General features: G+C 46.0%; 25 protein-coding genes. 7 read left to right on the top strand and 18 right to left on the bottom strand.

Features of this window, described 5'->3' with window-relative positions:
- Window positions 1-23: 23 nt before the first annotated feature.
- From HFA01_RS03140 to HFA01_RS03110, 7 genes are all read right to left on the bottom strand, one after another.
- A complete protein-coding gene (locus tag HFA01_RS03140; protein ID WP_246139262.1) occupies window positions 24-959 on the bottom strand; it encodes a hypothetical protein in 936 nt (311 codons plus the stop codon).
- Window positions 960-976: 17 nt separating this feature from the next.
- Window positions 977-1,726 carry an SDR family NAD(P)-dependent oxidoreductase gene (locus tag HFA01_RS03135; protein WP_146813112.1) on the bottom strand — a complete coding sequence of 250 codons (750 nt, stop codon included), beginning with the start codon at window positions 1,724-1,726 and terminating at the stop codon, window positions 977-979.
- Between the two features lie 15 nt (window positions 1,727-1,741).
- The gene (locus HFA01_RS03130; protein ID WP_246139261.1) at window positions 1,742-2,083 is read right to left on the bottom strand and encodes a hypothetical protein; all 342 of its coding nucleotides are present in this window, start codon (window positions 2,081-2,083) and stop codon (window positions 1,742-1,744) included.
- Complete coding sequence (locus tag HFA01_RS03125) at window positions 2,080-2,496, bottom strand: hypothetical protein (RefSeq protein ID WP_146813111.1); 417 nt, start codon at window positions 2,494-2,496, stop codon at window positions 2,080-2,082. The genes HFA01_RS03130 and HFA01_RS03125 overlap by 4 nt, the downstream gene beginning before the upstream one ends.
- Before the next feature lie 30 nt (window positions 2,497-2,526).
- The gene (locus tag HFA01_RS03120) at window positions 2,527-2,895 is read right to left on the bottom strand and encodes a hypothetical protein (RefSeq protein ID WP_146813110.1); all 369 of its coding nucleotides are present in this window, start codon (window positions 2,893-2,895) and stop codon (window positions 2,527-2,529) included.
- A gap of 341 nt (window positions 2,896-3,236) precedes the next feature.
- Window positions 3,237-3,443 carry a hypothetical protein gene (locus HFA01_RS03115; RefSeq protein ID WP_146813109.1) on the bottom strand — a complete coding sequence of 69 codons (207 nt, stop codon included), beginning with the start codon at window positions 3,441-3,443 and terminating at the stop codon, window positions 3,237-3,239.
- A 64-nt stretch (window positions 3,444-3,507) separates the two neighbouring features.
- Window positions 3,508-3,930 (bottom strand): cytidine deaminase, encoded by a 423-nt coding sequence (locus HFA01_RS03110; protein ID WP_146813108.1) that lies wholly within the window; start codon window positions 3,928-3,930, stop codon window positions 3,508-3,510.
- Window positions 3,931-4,166: 236 nt separating this feature from the next.
- Here HFA01_RS03110 and HFA01_RS03105 point away from each other — a divergent pair, with 236 nt between their 5' ends.
- The 5 genes from HFA01_RS03105 (at window position 4,167) to HFA01_RS03085 (ending at window position 8,225) form a co-directional block, all read left to right on the top strand.
- On the top strand, window positions 4,167-4,679 hold the full coding sequence (locus tag HFA01_RS03105) for a peroxiredoxin family protein (protein WP_146813107.1): 513 nt from the start codon (window positions 4,167-4,169) through the stop codon (window positions 4,677-4,679).
- 434 nt (window positions 4,680-5,113) lie between these two features.
- Window positions 5,114-5,536: a universal stress protein gene (locus tag HFA01_RS03100; protein WP_146813106.1), complete on the top strand. Its 423-nt coding sequence runs from the start codon at window positions 5,114-5,116 to the stop codon at window positions 5,534-5,536.
- Window positions 5,537-5,634: 98 nt separating this feature from the next.
- Window positions 5,635-7,095 (top strand): SulP family inorganic anion transporter, encoded by a 1,461-nt coding sequence (locus tag HFA01_RS03095; protein ID WP_146813105.1) that lies wholly within the window; start codon window positions 5,635-5,637, stop codon window positions 7,093-7,095.
- A 26-nt stretch (window positions 7,096-7,121) separates the two neighbouring features.
- Window positions 7,122-7,544 carry a universal stress protein gene (locus tag HFA01_RS03090; protein ID WP_146813104.1) on the top strand — a complete coding sequence of 141 codons (423 nt, stop codon included), beginning with the start codon at window positions 7,122-7,124 and terminating at the stop codon, window positions 7,542-7,544.
- Between the two features lie 69 nt (window positions 7,545-7,613).
- Window positions 7,614-8,225 carry a class I SAM-dependent methyltransferase gene (locus tag HFA01_RS03085; RefSeq protein WP_146813209.1) on the top strand — a complete coding sequence of 204 codons (612 nt, stop codon included), beginning with the start codon at window positions 7,614-7,616 and terminating at the stop codon, window positions 8,223-8,225.
- 38 nt (window positions 8,226-8,263) lie between these two features.
- Here HFA01_RS03085 and HFA01_RS03080 read toward each other — a convergent pair whose 3' ends face one another.
- The 4 genes from HFA01_RS03080 to HFA01_RS03065 form a co-directional block, all read right to left on the bottom strand.
- Window positions 8,264-9,448, bottom strand: a complete 1,185-nt coding sequence (locus HFA01_RS03080) for a GTP-binding protein (RefSeq protein ID WP_146813103.1) — start codon at window positions 9,446-9,448, stop codon at window positions 8,264-8,266.
- 11 nt (window positions 9,449-9,459) lie between these two features.
- Window positions 9,460-10,599, bottom strand: coding sequence for an FAD/NAD(P)-binding protein (locus HFA01_RS03075; RefSeq protein WP_146813102.1), 1,140 nt, complete (start codon window positions 10,597-10,599; stop codon window positions 9,460-9,462).
- Window positions 10,600-10,817: 218 nt separating this feature from the next.
- A complete protein-coding gene (gene rpsN / locus HFA01_RS03070; RefSeq protein WP_146813101.1) occupies window positions 10,818-11,087 on the bottom strand; it encodes a 30S ribosomal protein S14 in 270 nt (89 codons plus the stop codon).
- Between the two features lie 212 nt (window positions 11,088-11,299).
- Window positions 11,300-11,839 (bottom strand): GNAT family N-acetyltransferase, encoded by a 540-nt coding sequence (locus HFA01_RS03065; RefSeq protein WP_246139260.1) that lies wholly within the window; start codon window positions 11,837-11,839, stop codon window positions 11,300-11,302.
- Window positions 11,840-12,047: 208 nt separating this feature from the next.
- Between HFA01_RS03065 and HFA01_RS03060 the strand changes: the two genes are divergently transcribed.
- A complete protein-coding gene (locus HFA01_RS03060) occupies window positions 12,048-12,341 on the top strand; it encodes a hypothetical protein (RefSeq protein WP_146813099.1) in 294 nt (97 codons plus the stop codon).
- Between the two features lie 135 nt (window positions 12,342-12,476).
- Here the strand turns inward: HFA01_RS03060 and HFA01_RS03055 are convergent, their stop codons facing one another.
- From HFA01_RS03055 to HFA01_RS03030, 6 genes are read right to left on the bottom strand one after another with little or no spacing between them, the layout of a single operon-like run.
- Window positions 12,477-12,734 carry a hypothetical protein gene (locus tag HFA01_RS03055; RefSeq protein WP_146813098.1) on the bottom strand — a complete coding sequence of 86 codons (258 nt, stop codon included), beginning with the start codon at window positions 12,732-12,734 and terminating at the stop codon, window positions 12,477-12,479.
- Between the two features lie 17 nt (window positions 12,735-12,751).
- Window positions 12,752-12,988, bottom strand: a complete 237-nt coding sequence (locus HFA01_RS03050) for a hypothetical protein (protein WP_146813097.1) — start codon at window positions 12,986-12,988, stop codon at window positions 12,752-12,754.
- 1 nt (window position 12,989) lies between these two features.
- Window positions 12,990-13,424 (bottom strand): hypothetical protein, encoded by a 435-nt coding sequence (locus HFA01_RS03045; protein ID WP_146813096.1) that lies wholly within the window; start codon window positions 13,422-13,424, stop codon window positions 12,990-12,992.
- A 9-nt stretch (window positions 13,425-13,433) separates the two neighbouring features.
- Window positions 13,434-13,616 carry a hypothetical protein gene (locus tag HFA01_RS03040; protein WP_146813095.1) on the bottom strand — a complete coding sequence of 61 codons (183 nt, stop codon included), beginning with the start codon at window positions 13,614-13,616 and terminating at the stop codon, window positions 13,434-13,436.
- Window positions 13,616-14,167: a GNAT family N-acetyltransferase gene (locus HFA01_RS03035; protein WP_146813094.1), complete on the bottom strand. Its 552-nt coding sequence runs from the start codon at window positions 14,165-14,167 to the stop codon at window positions 13,616-13,618. Before HFA01_RS03035 ends, HFA01_RS03040 begins: the two co-directional genes overlap by 1 nt.
- Window positions 14,168-14,181: 14 nt before the next feature.
- On the bottom strand, window positions 14,182-14,805 hold the full coding sequence (locus tag HFA01_RS03030) for a pyridoxamine 5'-phosphate oxidase family protein (protein ID WP_246139259.1): 624 nt from the start codon (window positions 14,803-14,805) through the stop codon (window positions 14,182-14,184).
- Window positions 14,806-14,926: 121 nt separating this feature from the next.
- Between HFA01_RS03030 and HFA01_RS03025 the strand changes: the two genes are divergently transcribed.
- On the top strand, window positions 14,927-15,544 hold the full coding sequence (locus HFA01_RS03025; protein ID WP_146813092.1) for an acetate uptake transporter: 618 nt from the start codon (window positions 14,927-14,929) through the stop codon (window positions 15,542-15,544).
- A gap of 30 nt (window positions 15,545-15,574) precedes the next feature.
- Here HFA01_RS03025 and HFA01_RS03020 read toward each other — a convergent pair whose 3' ends face one another.
- A complete protein-coding gene (locus HFA01_RS03020; protein ID WP_146813091.1) occupies window positions 15,575-15,829 on the bottom strand; it encodes a hypothetical protein in 255 nt (84 codons plus the stop codon).
- Window positions 15,830-15,837 lie beyond the last annotated feature (8 nt).

Raw genomic sequence — 15,837 nt, 5'->3', positions numbered from 1 at the left:
TCTCCTTCTTTCCCTCGCGCTCATTACACCGGCAAACGGCCGAACGCTTTCAATTTCTGATAGCGATCCACGGCTAAGATCCCCTGCCACTGCCTTTTGCTGACGGCGAAAGCCTCGGAATCATCTCCCCAATCCCATGTGAGATCCCAGACACCTTCCTCGTTCATCGTTTCCAAGTAAAAGTCCAGGTTTTCCTTCAGCAGCCTCGGGTGCTTTTCAGCAAGGATATGTTTCGGTGAATGGATGAGGTCGAGCGGAAGCGGTTTGTAGCTGTTGCCCCAACTCTGCGGGTCTTTATCTATGCACCGCTCCGCAAGAAGGACCGTTTTGGCATTCACTTCTTCGAATGTAAAAGGGGTATAGTCAGCGACTTTATCCTTATGACGGAACAAGACATTCATCAACCGTTGAAAACAGTTGACTTCATGAAAGTCCATCAAATCGATGGCCATCAGGTGGGCGACAGCTTTTTCCACACTACTCCAACCTGTTTTCGCACCTTCACTATCTTCATACGACCAGTGGATGAGAAAACCGGCGAGTTCCGCACCAGGATTGAACATCCAATTTTGCTGGGCGTCTTCTTTCCAGTGCCACCAGGGAGCGTGAGGATGATCATTGTGTTCAGGAAGCACCGATGGCCACATCCCTGTCTCTTCATCGTACGTTTCAAGCAGGTACGAGAGCATATCAAGGACGACCCGTTCTTTAGAAGCGACATCCAACTCAAACAAGTACTGTCCGGCGGCCCATGTCGCCATCGGAGAAGATTTCGGCAGCCAAAAGTCCGGTTCGATGCCGTGACCGAAACCTCCATCCTCGTTTTGGAAGGCGCGTATGTAATGGATCACTTCACTCTTCAAACCGCCCTCCATCAACGCATGCCAACGGGCTGCTTCCAGTGGTCGTGCGTTCCTTTTGATCCATTTGCTCGTGCGTGTCATCGTCTCTTTGTTCATCCCAATCACACACCCCTCTAAAATGTTTTCCCTCCATTGACGCTGATGTTCTGACCTGTAATGAATGACGCATCCTCGCTGCTTAAGAACCGGACAGCATTCGCGATGTCGTGCGGTTCTCCCATTCTTTTCAAAGGAACATCACTCAGGTAAGAAGCTTTTGTCTCATCTGATACTTCTCCATGACGTTCCACCGGTGTAAAACCAGGATGGACCGCGTTGACCGTAATGCCATGTTCCCCGAGTTCACTGGCCCAAGAACGTGTCATGCCGACGACCGCTGATTTTGCCGTTACATAATTGGAAAAATGCGCATTGCCGAGTTCGACGACTTCACTTCCGATGTTGATGATCCGTCCCCACTTTTCCACCTTCATCGAAGGAATAACGGCTTTTGTCAGCAATAGCGGAGCCTTCGTCGTAAACAGCAATTGATCGAGATAATCCTCCCATGTCACTTCTTCCAGGGAATATTCCGGCTGTGGACCTGTCGCGTTATTGACGACGATATTGACGGGACGGCCCGCTTGTTGTTCCGCTTCTCCCACCAGCCGGTCCACTTCTTCCTCGTTCGTCACATCGGCCTGGATCGCGAAAGCTTGTCCACCATTTTGACGGATGGTTTGAACAACCGCGTCGGCCGCCTCCTGATCTCGATAATAATTGATGATGACCGTCACACCAGACGCTGCCAGATTTTGGGCAATGCTTTTCCCCAGTCCTTTCGAGCCTCCTGTCACTAAAGCCACTTTCTCCTTTGTGGACATGATTTCTCCCCCTTTTTATTCTCCCATGGCCAGGTGATAACGTTTCTCTATCTCTTCATATTCTGCAATCAATATGGCCGGGATTTCTTCTGATTCATATAGGATGGTACCTGCGGGAAGATCGCTCGCCATTCCTTTTTCAACGGTTGTGATCTTCTTGGCTTTGGTCAGGCTCTTCTCTTCGATCCACTCTGTTCCGTGCGTGTAGACTTCTCCGTTCTTCAATTCTACATAGTCCGCATCAGGATTCATGCTGAGCACCTGCCTCAGGCTCAAAAGTCCTCCCTCGCCTGCTCCGGGAGTGCAGGCTGAGAGGAGGAATATAGCCACAAGCATCCCAGTTATGATACCTTTCATTCTCCGTCTTCCCTTTTTCTAATGCTATGAATCAAGGTAAAGCCGAAAATGAAGGCGAAAAGAATGGATCCGTTGAACGAATGTGTCGCAAAAAATTTCGTCACCGGGTTCATCGGGAAGTTCGTGTAAAACAACCAGTGCGATAAGGTTACGAAAAGGCTCGGTACACCGATGCCGACAAACTCTGCCCATTGGATACCTTTCAGCCTGCCTTCTTTATATCTGCGCCATAAAAAAGGAAGAGCAAATAACATCCCGAAAACGACCGGGAAGGTAAAATCAAAAATCATCAGAGGCAGCACGTCGAATTCCATCTCCGCTTGATCTACAAGTCCTCGGCGAATGCTCAACAGCCCCATCATCGTTGCTATGAGAAAGACAGCAAACCCCAGATGAAACAAAAGTCTTTTCATAAAAACACCTCAAACCTATATGTATGACCACTACTCGAGGACTGTGATTTCCTCTGCTGTCACTTTCCTGCTTTCTGGATCTTCCGTGATTTCTGTACTTTCACTGAGCTTCACGCGGATTTTGAGGAGTTCTTCCTCTCTCGCTTGCTCTCTGAACGTGTCCATTTTTAAGTTCTCGCCATCATTTGTATGGACCGGGATATCATGAGGAACGAGTACGAGACAAGGCCATCCCTCTTCCGTGTCCGTCATCTCTCCATCCTTAACTGCCGCTGAGCACTCGACTTCCAAACCGCCGACTTTGACTGCTGTCACATGACCTTCAAATGCATTGACGCCTTTCCCTGCTACACTGCAACCCACGACTAAGAGTAAAAGAACGACAAGTAATTTCTTCACGATGTCTCACCTTTCTGCAAATTCGAGCACGCGATGACAGCGCTCTCCGTTGTATTCTTACTAAAAGCGTACCATGTATGGAATAAATTGAAAATACTGACATGGGTTTATAGTCATATTTTGTTAAAGAATGGTAGGATTTAAGATTCAGTTTGTTAGGAGTTCAGCAGGGCTCTTTAAGATATACACACTCCTTTCGAGTGCGTGATATTTAGTTCCAGGCTTATAAAGTGGAAGTTGCTAATAAAAGTACAAAACCTGCTAATAAAAGCACAGAAGCTACTAATAAAAGTGGGAAACCTGCTAATAAATACCCCTCTCATCCGATAAACACAGACAAATTATAAGGGCTGATAACAATTCGGGCAGACCGTCTGAGTCCGCCCCCTTTTCACGCTTTTCCCGCAATGGTGGCAGGTGATGGTAGAGGAGTCGGGTGCGATCAACCCTTTGAAGCCGCCTTTGATTCTATTCACTGACAAAATACCGAAATTGAAACTCAATCCTATGAGAATTCCGATGACGGTTAAAGTGATCAACATCCCCAAAGCGTCTACCTCCCCCACCCTGAAAAATTCTGCTCATTAAAAGGAAACGACCAGCGCGTGACCCTTACTCATTTGATGTTTCAAGTTCTTCCTCATAAGCCCGTGACCAATGAAAGGGCTGAACTTCCGCAAGTGTCTTGAAGATCAGCTCATCTCCAGGATGAGTCACGGCGACCTTCACCTCATCCCCCCAGTAAAACAACCGTTCCTGACAGACCCCGCACGGTGATAGCACTACAAGTGGAGAATTTTCATCGTCACGGGCGATGCACAGGGAATGAGTGACCTTCAAGTTTCGTTTGTGCGCTTCAAGGATCGCTCCTGTTTCCATGCAGAGATTCACAGCATCATTGATCACGTCTGGGGCGACACTGGTTAGAATCGTTCCATCTTCCAACCTTAGGGCAGCTGCTCCTCCCCATCCGCTTGGATATCTATGTTGGATCAGCGCTTTTGCTTCCTCATACAAATCTCTTTCTGTATTCATCTCGTATCCCTCTTTCCTATTTCGTTCTCTTTGTCTATACGACTGGAACAAGTAAAAGTTTCATAAGCATCCAGTCAATAATTATAATTATCTTAAAATTTGGTTAATCTATAGTAAAAGGCCGTTTTACTATCTGCCTGAGCCGTATAATAAAAGCGTTCCATAAAATGTCCAGTCACATCTAACGAGCTCAGAGATTATCTTGAAGAAGTACCATCAGGAAAGGAGGAGCAGCCATGTCTGAGTTGAGGCTTGGGGAGCGGGTTCCGAATTTTATTTTACCTACCGTCACCGGCGAACAATTTTTATTAGAGGAGCATCAGGAAAGCCACCGGGATTGCTGGCACGTGATCGTTTTCTTCCGAGGGTCATGGTCACCCGCTTGCGTTCGTGCCTTGAAAGAGATGGAGGACCATCTTGAACAATTAACCAATGAGCACGTGACGGTCATGGCCATTGCGGCGGAAAATGATGCAGAGTTGAAGCGGTTGTCGGAAAAAGAAAACCTCACATTCCCTCTCTTATCCGATGAATTTCTTTCCATAAATGAAGTATTCGGCGTGTTTACCGCTTCCCAAGAAGGGATTGGTTCGTACGGAGAGCCTGCTTGCTTCCTAATCAATCACGATGGTGAATTGCTTTATCAACAAAAACAGACCGGTCCCTTCGGCAGAGCTTGTGCGGGGGATTTGTTGGAGACGGTCCGTTATCTCAAAAATCAGCAGCAAAAAAAGGGCAGCGCTTCCTAGCGTAACCCTCATTTCGGGCATGCAGCGATAGGGCTGCATGCTTTTTTTATTATCTAACATTTAGTAATCCCAATATTATTTTAGTATTTGGACGCTCCCCCTTTATCTGCACCCTTATAACTTTCCCCTCAAAACTTTTTGGCAGCCCTTATTCAAACCTCGCGCACAAACAATAAACGTACCGACGTTTGACCTCAGCATGATTTTCTTTAAGATTAAAACCTCTAACGTACGGGTATTTGGCCCATATGCTGATGATGGACGCAAAAATTATGGGAACGACTCTGCGATCGGTTCTCTTCATAACGTAGAAGCAGAATTTGAAGGAGAACCATCGTCAAAAAGAGCAAAAATCACCGTTTGTCGAACCGCCTCGGAGGTGGTTACAAACATTCGGTCACAAAACACTTGATGGATAAAGGAGTTATATAGTCATGTTTAACAGAATCTTACTCGCAACGGATGGATCCGATCACTCTAATCGAGCTATTGACCAGGCCGTTAAAATGGTTGAACCTTATAAAGACAACGTTCATATGGATTTAATCTATGCTGTCGACGGAGAAACATCTAAAGAGGACGTCTTGAAATATGGAGATTCCCACATCGCCACGGCTAAAAGGAAGGAAAAATTACTGGAAACCGTCGATCTAGTGAAAGAGAAAGGCGTCTCGTCCGATATCATTATTTTGCACGGAGAACCGGAAGAGGTGCTCACAGATTATGCCAACGAACATGATTACGACTGTGTAGTCATCGGCAGTCGCGGGCGAAATAAATTACAAACGCTGATCCTTGGTAGTGTGAGTCACAAACTTTTAAAATATATACAAAAACCAGTGATTGTGGTTAAATAAATCATTTCAACGTGCAGCTCTCAGAGCTGCACGTTTTTTGTATGCTCTCTAGGTGTTAGGCAGACAATAAAATGCATATCAAAGAAAGGAGCCCGCTCATGTCTACTGCTCTAGTCAAAGATGAATGGTTCGGAAATATTAAGGGAGATGTTTTATCCGGAGTGGTTGTCGCTTTGGCTCTCATCCCGGAAGCGATTGCCTTTTCCATCATCGCAGGTGTAGACCCAATGGTGGGCCTCTATGCGTCTTTTTGTATATCGGTGGTTATTGCTTTTGTCGGTGGCAGACCAGGAATGATTTCTGGGGCTACAGGAGCTATGGCTTTACTTATGACCACGCTTGTTGCTGAGCATGGCCTACAGTATTTATTGGCTACCACCCTGCTTACAGGCGTCCTGCAAATTCTCTTCGGGACCTTTCGCCTGGCGCGATTTATGAAATTCATCCCACGATCCGTCATGATTGGATTCGTAAACGCTCTCGGTATCCTTATCTTCATGTCCCAACTGGAACACTTTCAAAATGAGTCGGCCATGATCTATGTGTTGGTCGGTCTGACGCTAGCTATCATTTATATCTTCCCCTTACTTACAAAAGTCGTCCCTTCGACATTGGTGGCCATTGTTGTTGTGTCAGTCATCGCCATTGCACTGAATATTGATGTACGGAATGTCGGCAATATGGGAGAACTAACAAGAACCCTCCCTATGTTCGCCATACCTGATCTTCCTTTCAATATAGAAACCCTTATGATTATCTTTCCCTATGCCCTGGCATTGACGATTGTCGGACTATTAGAGTCTCTCCTTACGGCATCGATTGTGGATGATATGACAGATACCGATAGTGATAAAAACAAAGAAAGCAGAGGGCAAGGGATTGCGAATATCGCAACCGGCTTTTTTGGTGGAATGGCAGGATGCGCGATGATCGGCCAATCCGTAATTAACGTTAAATCAGGTGGATCGAAGAGACTCTCTTCCCTCGTTGCAGGGGTTGTTCTCATGTTTTTGATTATTGTACTAGGTGGAGTGGTCGTTCAAATTCCCATGGCCGCCTTAGCTGGTGTGATGATTATGGTGTCGATCGGCACGTTCAACTGGCATTCCGTATGGAACATACACAAAGTACCATTCACCGATGCAGCGATCATGATTGTTACTGTACTAACCGTCGTCATCAGCCATAACCTGGCGTACGGCGTATTGACCGGTGTTCTTTTAAGCATGATCGTCTTTGCTGTCAAAATATCGAGAGTCCGTGTACTCGGACAGTATATGGATGAAGGCACAAGGAAGATCTATTTCATCCAGGGGCAGCTTTTCTTCGCCTCCGTAACTGAATTTTTGGAGGGGATCAATTTTTCAGACGACCTGGAGGAAGTCATCATCGACTTAACAGAATCGCATTTATGGGACGATTCAGCAATCGGAGCTCTCGATCACATTGAAGCCAAATTCAAATCCAAAGGAACAAAGGTCAGATTTATCGGTTTAAATGGCGAGAGCAGCCGCCTCTTGGAAAGACTGGGCGGCATTACGAAAGAATCTGGGCATTAAAGATCTAAGGAGTGTGAGTGAACGTCATGTTTAAAAAAGTTCTATTAGCCACCGATGGCTCCGAGCATTCTTCCCGCGCCATCGATCAAGCATTAAAAATGGCGGGCCCATATAAGGATCAACTGACTCTTGACTTGATTTATGTTGTCGATGGCAGTTCATCTAAAGAAGACGTACTGAATTATGGAGATCCTCATACAGCGACAATGAAAAGAAAAGAAAAGTTCTTTGATACCCTTGCTTATATCGAAGAAAAAGGGGCAAAAACCGATGTCATCATCCTTCATGGTGAACCGGCAAAAGCAATTACAGCGTATGCCAATGAAAACGACTATGACTGTGTCGTCATGGGAAGCCGTGGGCGCAATCCATTCCAAAAATTCATCTTAGGCAGTGTCAGCCATAAAATAGTTAAGTATGTGCAAGTACCGGTCCTGGTCGTGAAATAAAAAGGGTACATACCACTTATGTTATACTGGTTTGAAGTAAGAAAAATCAGACAAAGCGGTGAATTGGATATGTTAGAAGATACGGGTGAACGGGTCATACCGAAACAAATGGACCCGATGAACAACAGCCTCCTCGAGCACATCGCAAGGTATGTGTTTTCCACCCCTTATGTAAACGGACGGGTACTGGATCTCGCGTGTGGCACCGGTTATGGAAGTCTTAAAATAGCGAAAGACACGAAAGAGAAGATTGATGAAATCATAGGCATGGATATTTGTGAGGAAACATTGCAGTACGCGGTTCACAACTACTATCATCCTTTGCTCACTTTCAAACAAGGAGATGCGATGGATGCTTCCCTGCCTCAGGAGATCGGAACGTTTGATACGATCCTCAGTTTTGAAACGATCGAGCATGTGAAAGATGACCGATTATTCGTGAAGCGTATGTTTGATCTATTGAATCCAGGCGGCACCCTTGTCCTCTCCACTCCTTTTGGTGAAGGAAGGGATTATGAATGCGGGCAGCCTTTCCATTATTTTCAATTGACACCTGAGGAATTTGAGGGTCTGTTCGAGGGCTTTTCTGAAAAAGAAATCTTTTATCAGCGCGGCGTCACGATTGAGCCACCGAGAGAAGGCGTCTATTATCCTTTGGGTGTCGCTGTATGTAAAAAGTAGGGACTCTTTTGAGCGTCCCTACTTTTTTTATGATGTTCCTATTCTTGTGCCATAAACGCTGGCAACGGATCATGCAATCCTTCCCAGCTCCTATCCATTTCTTCGTCGGTCAACAAGCAGCGATCCAGCGTTTGGATGATATCCTTACGGTCCATATCGATTCCAATGAATACGAGCTCTGTTTGACGATCCCCGTAGCGCGCATCCCATGTTTCCTGCAGCTGTGGATCTTCTTGAAAAAGCTCCTGCCTCTCTTTTTCAGGGAAAGTGGCGATCCAATTTCCGGCTCCTTGAATCATCAGGGATGATCCAGCTTGTGATAGGAGACCGGCATCTTCGTTCCTTGAGGCGAGCCAGAAAAAGCCTTTCGACCGGATAATTCCTGGAGGCCAGTTTTCCAACCAGTGCATGAACCGCTCCGGATGGAAGGGTCTTCTTCTACGATAAACGAAGGACCCAATCCCATATTCCTCGGTTTCCGGGACGTGTTCATTGTTCAATTCTTTAATCCAACCTGCACCCTGGCTCGCATTTTCAAAATCAAATAACGACGTGTCCAACACCTCTTGCAGGGGGACCTGACTGAACGATGTTTCAATGATCTTCGCTTCCGGATTGAGTTGCTGAAGGACAGCCTTCAGTTCTTTTCGATCGATTTCCTCCACGAGGTCGGTTTTATTCAATACCAATACGTTGGCGAACTCAATCTGATCGATCAAAAGGTCAATGACTTCCCTTTCGTCGGTGCCGTCCGCTGCTTCCTCCCTGTCCAGCAGCGATTCTCCTGAAGCGTAATCGTCCCAGAAGCGATTCGCATCCACAACGGTCACCATCGTATCCAAGCGGCACGTTTCACTGAGATTGATGCCGAGCTCCTCATCGATATAGGTGAAGCTTTGGGCGACAGGGATCGGTTCAGAGATTCCCGTCGACTCGATGACGATATGGTCGATATCCATACGAGCTAGCTTCTCAACCTCTTTAATCAGGTCTTCCCTCAATGTACAGCAGATGCAACCGTTTTGGAGCTCCACAAGCTTTTCTTCCGTCCTTGCGAATCCTCCTTGTTTGACCATCGATGCATCAATGTTCACTTCACTCATATCATTCACAATCACCGCAATCCTGCGGTCTTCTTTATTATGAAGAAGATGATTCAGTAATGTGGTCTTTCCAGAACCTAAGTACCCACTCAACACGGTGACTGGTATTTTTCTATTCATATGTTCTCCTCCTAAATGGCAGCAATTCTTTCAGCTGCTCTCCTTGCTCCCGCGATATTCCGCGCCGAAGGACCGATCTCAAGTTCAGCAAGCGCTCCTGCGACATACAAACCAGGCCCCCACTCTAATTGGGCGTCCACAACAGGAAACCCACATGGAGCTGTTCGTAACGCACAAGAATCAATCACTGTGCTCAGCCACTCCATTCCTGGCACACCGTTTTCAGCACCTGTAGCGAGCAGCACCGTCTGCGCCTTGAGTCCTTCGTTTTCTTTTAAACGAAGATGGATATGATCCTTGTGATACAAAGCCGCTTCCACCTGATCGGTCATGATCGTTAACCTTCCCTGACGAACATGGCGGTTCAATTTCACAGAAAGCCCGCTCGTAATGGACCCCCGGTGACGCGCCGCTTTGATTATCTCGCGCCGTTTTTCGTAACACGTCACTTGATGAAAATCATTCATATACTTTGGACCCAGCCACCCTGGATCACTATCAAAATCTTTGATTCTGAACGGGTGTCTCTTCAGGAGTGTGACCTTTCCTTCCCACTCCTTTGCATACGTGTTAGCCAAATGAGCGGCAGAAATCCCTCCACCTACAATGACCAACGCTCCCCCTTTCTTAACTTCGGCAGTAGAAAACAGATGCCCCATGCGCTCATGTAACGGATCGGCCCATTCAGGAAAGTGAGGGCGATCATTGACCCCGATCGCGAGGATGACCTTTTCAGCAGCTATCGTTAATCGATCAGTCTTGATTTCCCATCCATCTACGCTCTTCTCCAAGCGTGTCACCGTCGCCGCTACCCAAAAGTCGTTCCATGCATACTGCTTGAAAAGACCTTCATGGTAGTCGTTAAACAAATCAAGCCTTGGGCGGTCATACCGGCCAATGAAGGGTTGAGCGTACGCCTCTTTCCTGCTGAATTTCCTGAGGCAGTGAGGATCAGGATCCAAGTGATGGACTGAAGTGGAACGCAGGTATTTCATTCCTACGCGTTTGGTGAGTGTCTTCCACCTGTGAAGCGGTTCCTCGTGCGGATCGATCACTCTCAAGCTCGTGGTGTCTGCTTTTTTTGAATGTAAAAGGTAGGAGGCAACCGTACAACCTTGGATTCCTCCACCAATGATGACCCATTTATACAACGAGCCACCTCCTCTTTCTTTTTATGTAAGAGACAGCGGAAGATCCGCCGAACCTCTTATGCTTGTCGGGGCTGAACAAGGCCTCTCCGCTTTTGTAGTTATCCGGTTCCGACACCCAGACGCTCGAGACATAAGCAACCTCACTCTGTGGCAAAGAACGCCACGACGTGATTTTGCTTATGCTTGTCGCGTCTACCAGGGTGTCTCCACACTAACCATTACCAACTAGCTTTTTTCACGCCTGGGATTTGGCCTTTGTGGGCGTATTCTCGGAAGGCGATGCGGGACATGTTGAATTTGCGCATGTATCCTCGTGGCCTTCCTGTGACTTCACAGCGTCCGGTCAGCCGTGTGGGTGAGGAATCTCTCGGTAATTTTCTTAATGCCTCGTAGGCGCCTTTTTCCTTCAACTCCTGGCGCAGGGCGGCATATTTCTGGACCATAGCCTGGCGTTTCTTTTCTTTGGCTACCTTTGACTTTTTAGCCATATCATCACACCTTTCAATATTAGTAATGATTACGATTTAAAAACAAGTAAAAAAATAGACGCTCTTTTTTTAAGAGCGAGACCTTAAAATACAAATAGTAACGATTACGAATTAAATCTTATAACAAGACGTTGATTTTGTAAAGGGAGAAGTTTTCATTTTTTATCCCACCCCCCTTGTCCAACGATCATTGTCCTGCGCCACCGGTTAACCTACCATTCTCTACGGAGCAGGGAATAGGTATAATGGTCGTAATAGTGTCCTTGATAGTAATGTTTATCCCTAAATATGCCTTCACAAGTGAAACCTAGTCGTTTTAACAAAGCGGATGATCGCTGATTCTCCACCGCCACATACGCATGGATACGGTTCAAATTCATCTGTTGAAAACCGCTGTTGATACAGGCTACCAAAGCCTCCTTCATCAAACCTTTGCCCCAGTAGTCAGGAAAGAGGTCATAGCCGATCTCGGCCATACGATTCTGACGGTCCCATAAATGGAACCCGCAAGTCCCAATAGGAACGCCTCCCAGATCTTTACTTTCCATCACCCAGCGATTGTATCCTTTTTCTTCGGGCTTAGAGAACCATTCGACTAGTGCTAGGGCCTGGTCATAATTCTCCAAGTCTTCTTCATCATATAAATACTCACAAACTTTGTTGTTACTGAAGTGTTTGAAAATGAAGTTCGTGTGCTTCTGGCTAATGTTCACCAGATGGAGACTTTCGGTTTCTATCGCTGGAAAATACAAGCCTTTCCCCTCCTCTCTAATTTCCAGTTTTTATAGTTAAGCTCTGTTTAAATCTAATCTCCATATTTGAAAGGTTTGGTAATTTCAAATGGCTAAAAATATGATACGGTTATCAAAGTCAATGATACGATTTGAATAATATCTCATGTTCAGCTAACTAAGAAATAAGAATAGATATTAAGTGAAAAATGTTTTGGAGGAAATGTAAATGAGAACGGATGCCATTATTTTTGTATCTTCCTGCTTTGTAATCTTTGGAGTGATCACGTTATTCTCGCTTAAATATAGTAAAAATAAAGATTATGTGGATAAGAAAAGTGTTTTAATCATTCCGAACATAACCTTTGCCGTAGCTATTGGTATTGTGATAAGCATTATGGCGAAGGGTTCATTTTTGGAGTCATTGGTCGTAATAGCAGTATTAGTAGTTATCTCTTTAGGACATTCCTTATCACTTATTAGATGGAGAAAAGCCTTTCTGTCTTACAGTGAAAAGAAATGAGAGAAAACAGGATATTCAGGGTCCTATATTGCGATATAAGGGCTTCTATTTAATGATTTCACATTCTCTATAACTAATAAAATATGATAAACACAAGATGAATAAAGGATTAAAAAGGGATTTTCCATCCCGGCTCTACTCCCTAACTTTCTCTTCACGATTCAAAGGTCCCATCCTTCTACCACCCCGCCATAATAAATGAAGGATGCCTGCCGTAATCGCTCCATAACCGATAAAATAAAAGACGATGAAAAATAAAAAGGAGCCATAATCCTCTAATTGCATGAGGGGATTCGAGACAATGTAGCTTTCGTTTCCAATGGCCATGAGATAAAGAGGAACAAAAATCAACCAGAACCGCTTCCAAAAATAACGCTTGAATTCGCTCTTCATGTCACATCCCTCCATCATTAATACGTTCGCTTTGTCCCTGTGCGTTCACTTGACTCGTCCTCTGACAATTGTTCATTCAATACTTCGACTTCCTGCCTCAGCATCTGAAGTTCCTGTTGGATGCCTTCAAGCTCGTAGGAATAATCCTGCTGTTGGATCGAAGGACCACTACTCCCATTTGATGCAGCACAACCGGCGAATAGGATACAGATGCCTAGGAAATAAATGGGTCCGCGCAGCTTTTCCATCTCCATGCTAATCATCCTCTCCCGCTATGATGGATTGTATATACGATGCATCCCTTTTTGAAATCGTGAAAAAGACAGCATCCTGCCATGTGCCGTTCCGTTCCTCTGCCAGGACAGCCCCATTGTCTGTGAACCATATCCTGTGATCTGTCAATCCGATCGATCTTTGCGGGCTCATCAGTTTAAGGGAGGCATCCGGTTCATTTATGTTCACCGACACGCCTTCCGCCGGTTGTTTATGCAGGAGAATGCCAAGCAGGGAATCCAGCTTTGCCGGGTGGTCGACATCTGTGAGAACCGCTCCGTCGGGTGGTTGACTTTCTCCGCCCTCTTCCTGAATCATGATTTGATAAGAAGGTTCATCCGAGGTGATGACACCGACGATATACCCTCCACCGAAAACGAGCCCAATGCCTAGAACCCAAAAAAGAAACTTCCACATATGTAAAAATCACCTTTCTTTGTGCTTTTGCCTCCAAATGAGAGCAAGGATAAGAATGAGCAAACCTGCCAGTGCGCTCAGCAGATGATCGACAAGGTATTCGCCACTTTGCAGGTAGCGAAGAAAGAAAACGCCTCCAAAAATCAGCATCATCGTCGTTGCGAACATAAGAAGGAAGCGGTTGATTTCCATCAGCGTTCTTCCTTCAGGAACTCTTCTCTCAAGCGGGAAAACATGAGCGCATCATGGTTTTGATCTTCCTGGAAGAGGTACCCTCTCAAAACACCCTCCTCCTTGAATCCCAGCCTTTTCAGCAATCCTGAAGAAGCATCATTTTGAGGAAAAGTCACCGCACCGAGCCTATATAGTCCTAACTCACGAAACGCATAGTCAACGACAGCCGATACAGCTTCTGATGTGATCCCTTTCCTCCAGAAGGACGGGTCGAGTTCATAGCCCACTTCGGCCTTTCTGCTGAAGGGACTCCAATTATTCAGTCCGACGGTTCCGATGAATGCATCCGTCTCTTTCCAAATCATCCCCCAGCGAATGCTCTTTTCCACCGCAAAGTTATCTCTGAAAGAATGGACGATACTTTCCGCTTGATGGCGATTGGTCAGGGAAGGCATGCCATAATATTTGGTGACCTCATCCTGCGACATGATGCTATAGTAGCTGTCAATATATTCATCCGTGATTTCGACCAGCTTCAAGCGATCGGTTTCTAATTCTTGAAAATCCATATTCCCCACACCTCTTAATAAAGTCGTTTTCTGTAACTTTCATTTAAACGCTTGGTCACCGCTTCCTCATCCATGTCAGGGAGCTTCGCATGATCCGCCAGCATTTTTGCAGCGGATGGACGTTCTTCTTTTTCAAGCCATGTGCCGGGGTCCCATAAACCTGAACGTTTGAAGGCTTTGGCACAGTGGAGGAAGCACTCCTCGACTTCTACGGCAATTCCAAGAGTAGGAACTTTTCCCTTATGCGCCATTTTTTCAAGAAGATCCTCATCCGCTATGATGCATGCCCGGCCATTGACCCTCAGCGTCTCCTCCATTCCTGGTATGAAAAAGATCAACGCTGCATGAGGATTTGATAACAGATTCCTCATCGAATCCACACGCTTGTTTCCAGGTCGCTCAGGGATCATGAGGGTGCTCTCATTCAAGATATGAACGAAACCTTTTTCATCCCCGCGTGGAGACACATCGCAATTCCCATCTGCATCAGAAGTCGAGAGCGTCAAGAATGGCGATTGTTTGATGTACTGTTTACAGTTTGCATCCAAGTGATGGATCACCTTATTCTTCACGAGATCACTCGGTTCGCCGATGATTGCTCGAAGCTCCTCTTCATTTTTAATGACATGCTGGAACATCTTCCACTTCCTCTCCATCCCTTTGGAATCTATGAAAGTTTCGCTTACATGAAAAAACTCATTGCATGCCCTCTATTTTTTATGTAAATTAGACAAGTATGTTTTTTAGGAGGGATCATCTATGAATCAATCAACAACGACGCAACGGGTACAAATGACAACGGCAGACCCTTCCGCGATCGGACTTTTTGGACTCGCTATGGTTACACTGGTGGCTTCTTCAGCCAAGCTTGGGTGGACAGATGGGGTATCTTTCGTTCTTCCTTGGGCGATTTTCCTCGGAGGACTTGCCCAGCTGTTCGCAGCCATTCAGGATGCAAAGCATAACAACACATTCGGAACGACGGCGTTTGCCGCATTCGGACTCTTCTGGTTCGGTGTCGGAACGTCCTGGCTCATCGACTTCGGAGTGTTCGGAGAAGCAGCGGCACAAGCGGTCGATCCCCATCAACTGGGCATCGCTTACATCGGTTATCTGATTTTTTCCATATTCATGACGATCGGGGCTATGGAAACACACAAAGTGCTGTTCATCATTTTTGTTTTGATCGACTTCTTGTTCATCGGCCTTTCCTTGTCTACGCTTGGAATTGCCCCGCACGCGACGCATATGCTAGCAGCCGTAGCTGAACTGATGATTGCGATCATGAGCTTTTACGGTTCAGCCGCAAGTGTCTTGAATGTCCATTTCGGAAAAGTCACCCTGCCTGTCGGGAAACCGTTCGGCATTTTCAAATAAAAGTGGGCCGGGAATCTCTCCCGGCTTTTTTTAATTGCTCAATCGGTTGTACCCCTTCTTCAATTCCTTCGAAAACATGAAGAGGGTGCCGAGCACGATGAGCACCCAGCTGAAAATCATCGGAAACAGAAGACCTCCCTGAAGAACGGCACTCCAATATTTCCCCGGAGGATTGCTCCACTCCTCGATAAAGGACAAATAAACAACCGCCCCTACCGATGTGAAACCATAAAGGATCACGCCACTGATAAAAAATAAAATACCGGCCCAATATTTTTTCGCCATTCTACTTT

Source organism: Halobacillus faecis (assembly GCF_007991335.1).
Taxonomy (GTDB): domain Bacteria; phylum Bacillota; class Bacilli; order Bacillales; family Halobacillaceae; genus Halobacillus; species Halobacillus faecis.
The sequence above is the reverse complement of the archived record's forward strand: the minus strand, read 5'-3'. Positions and strand labels throughout refer to the sequence as shown.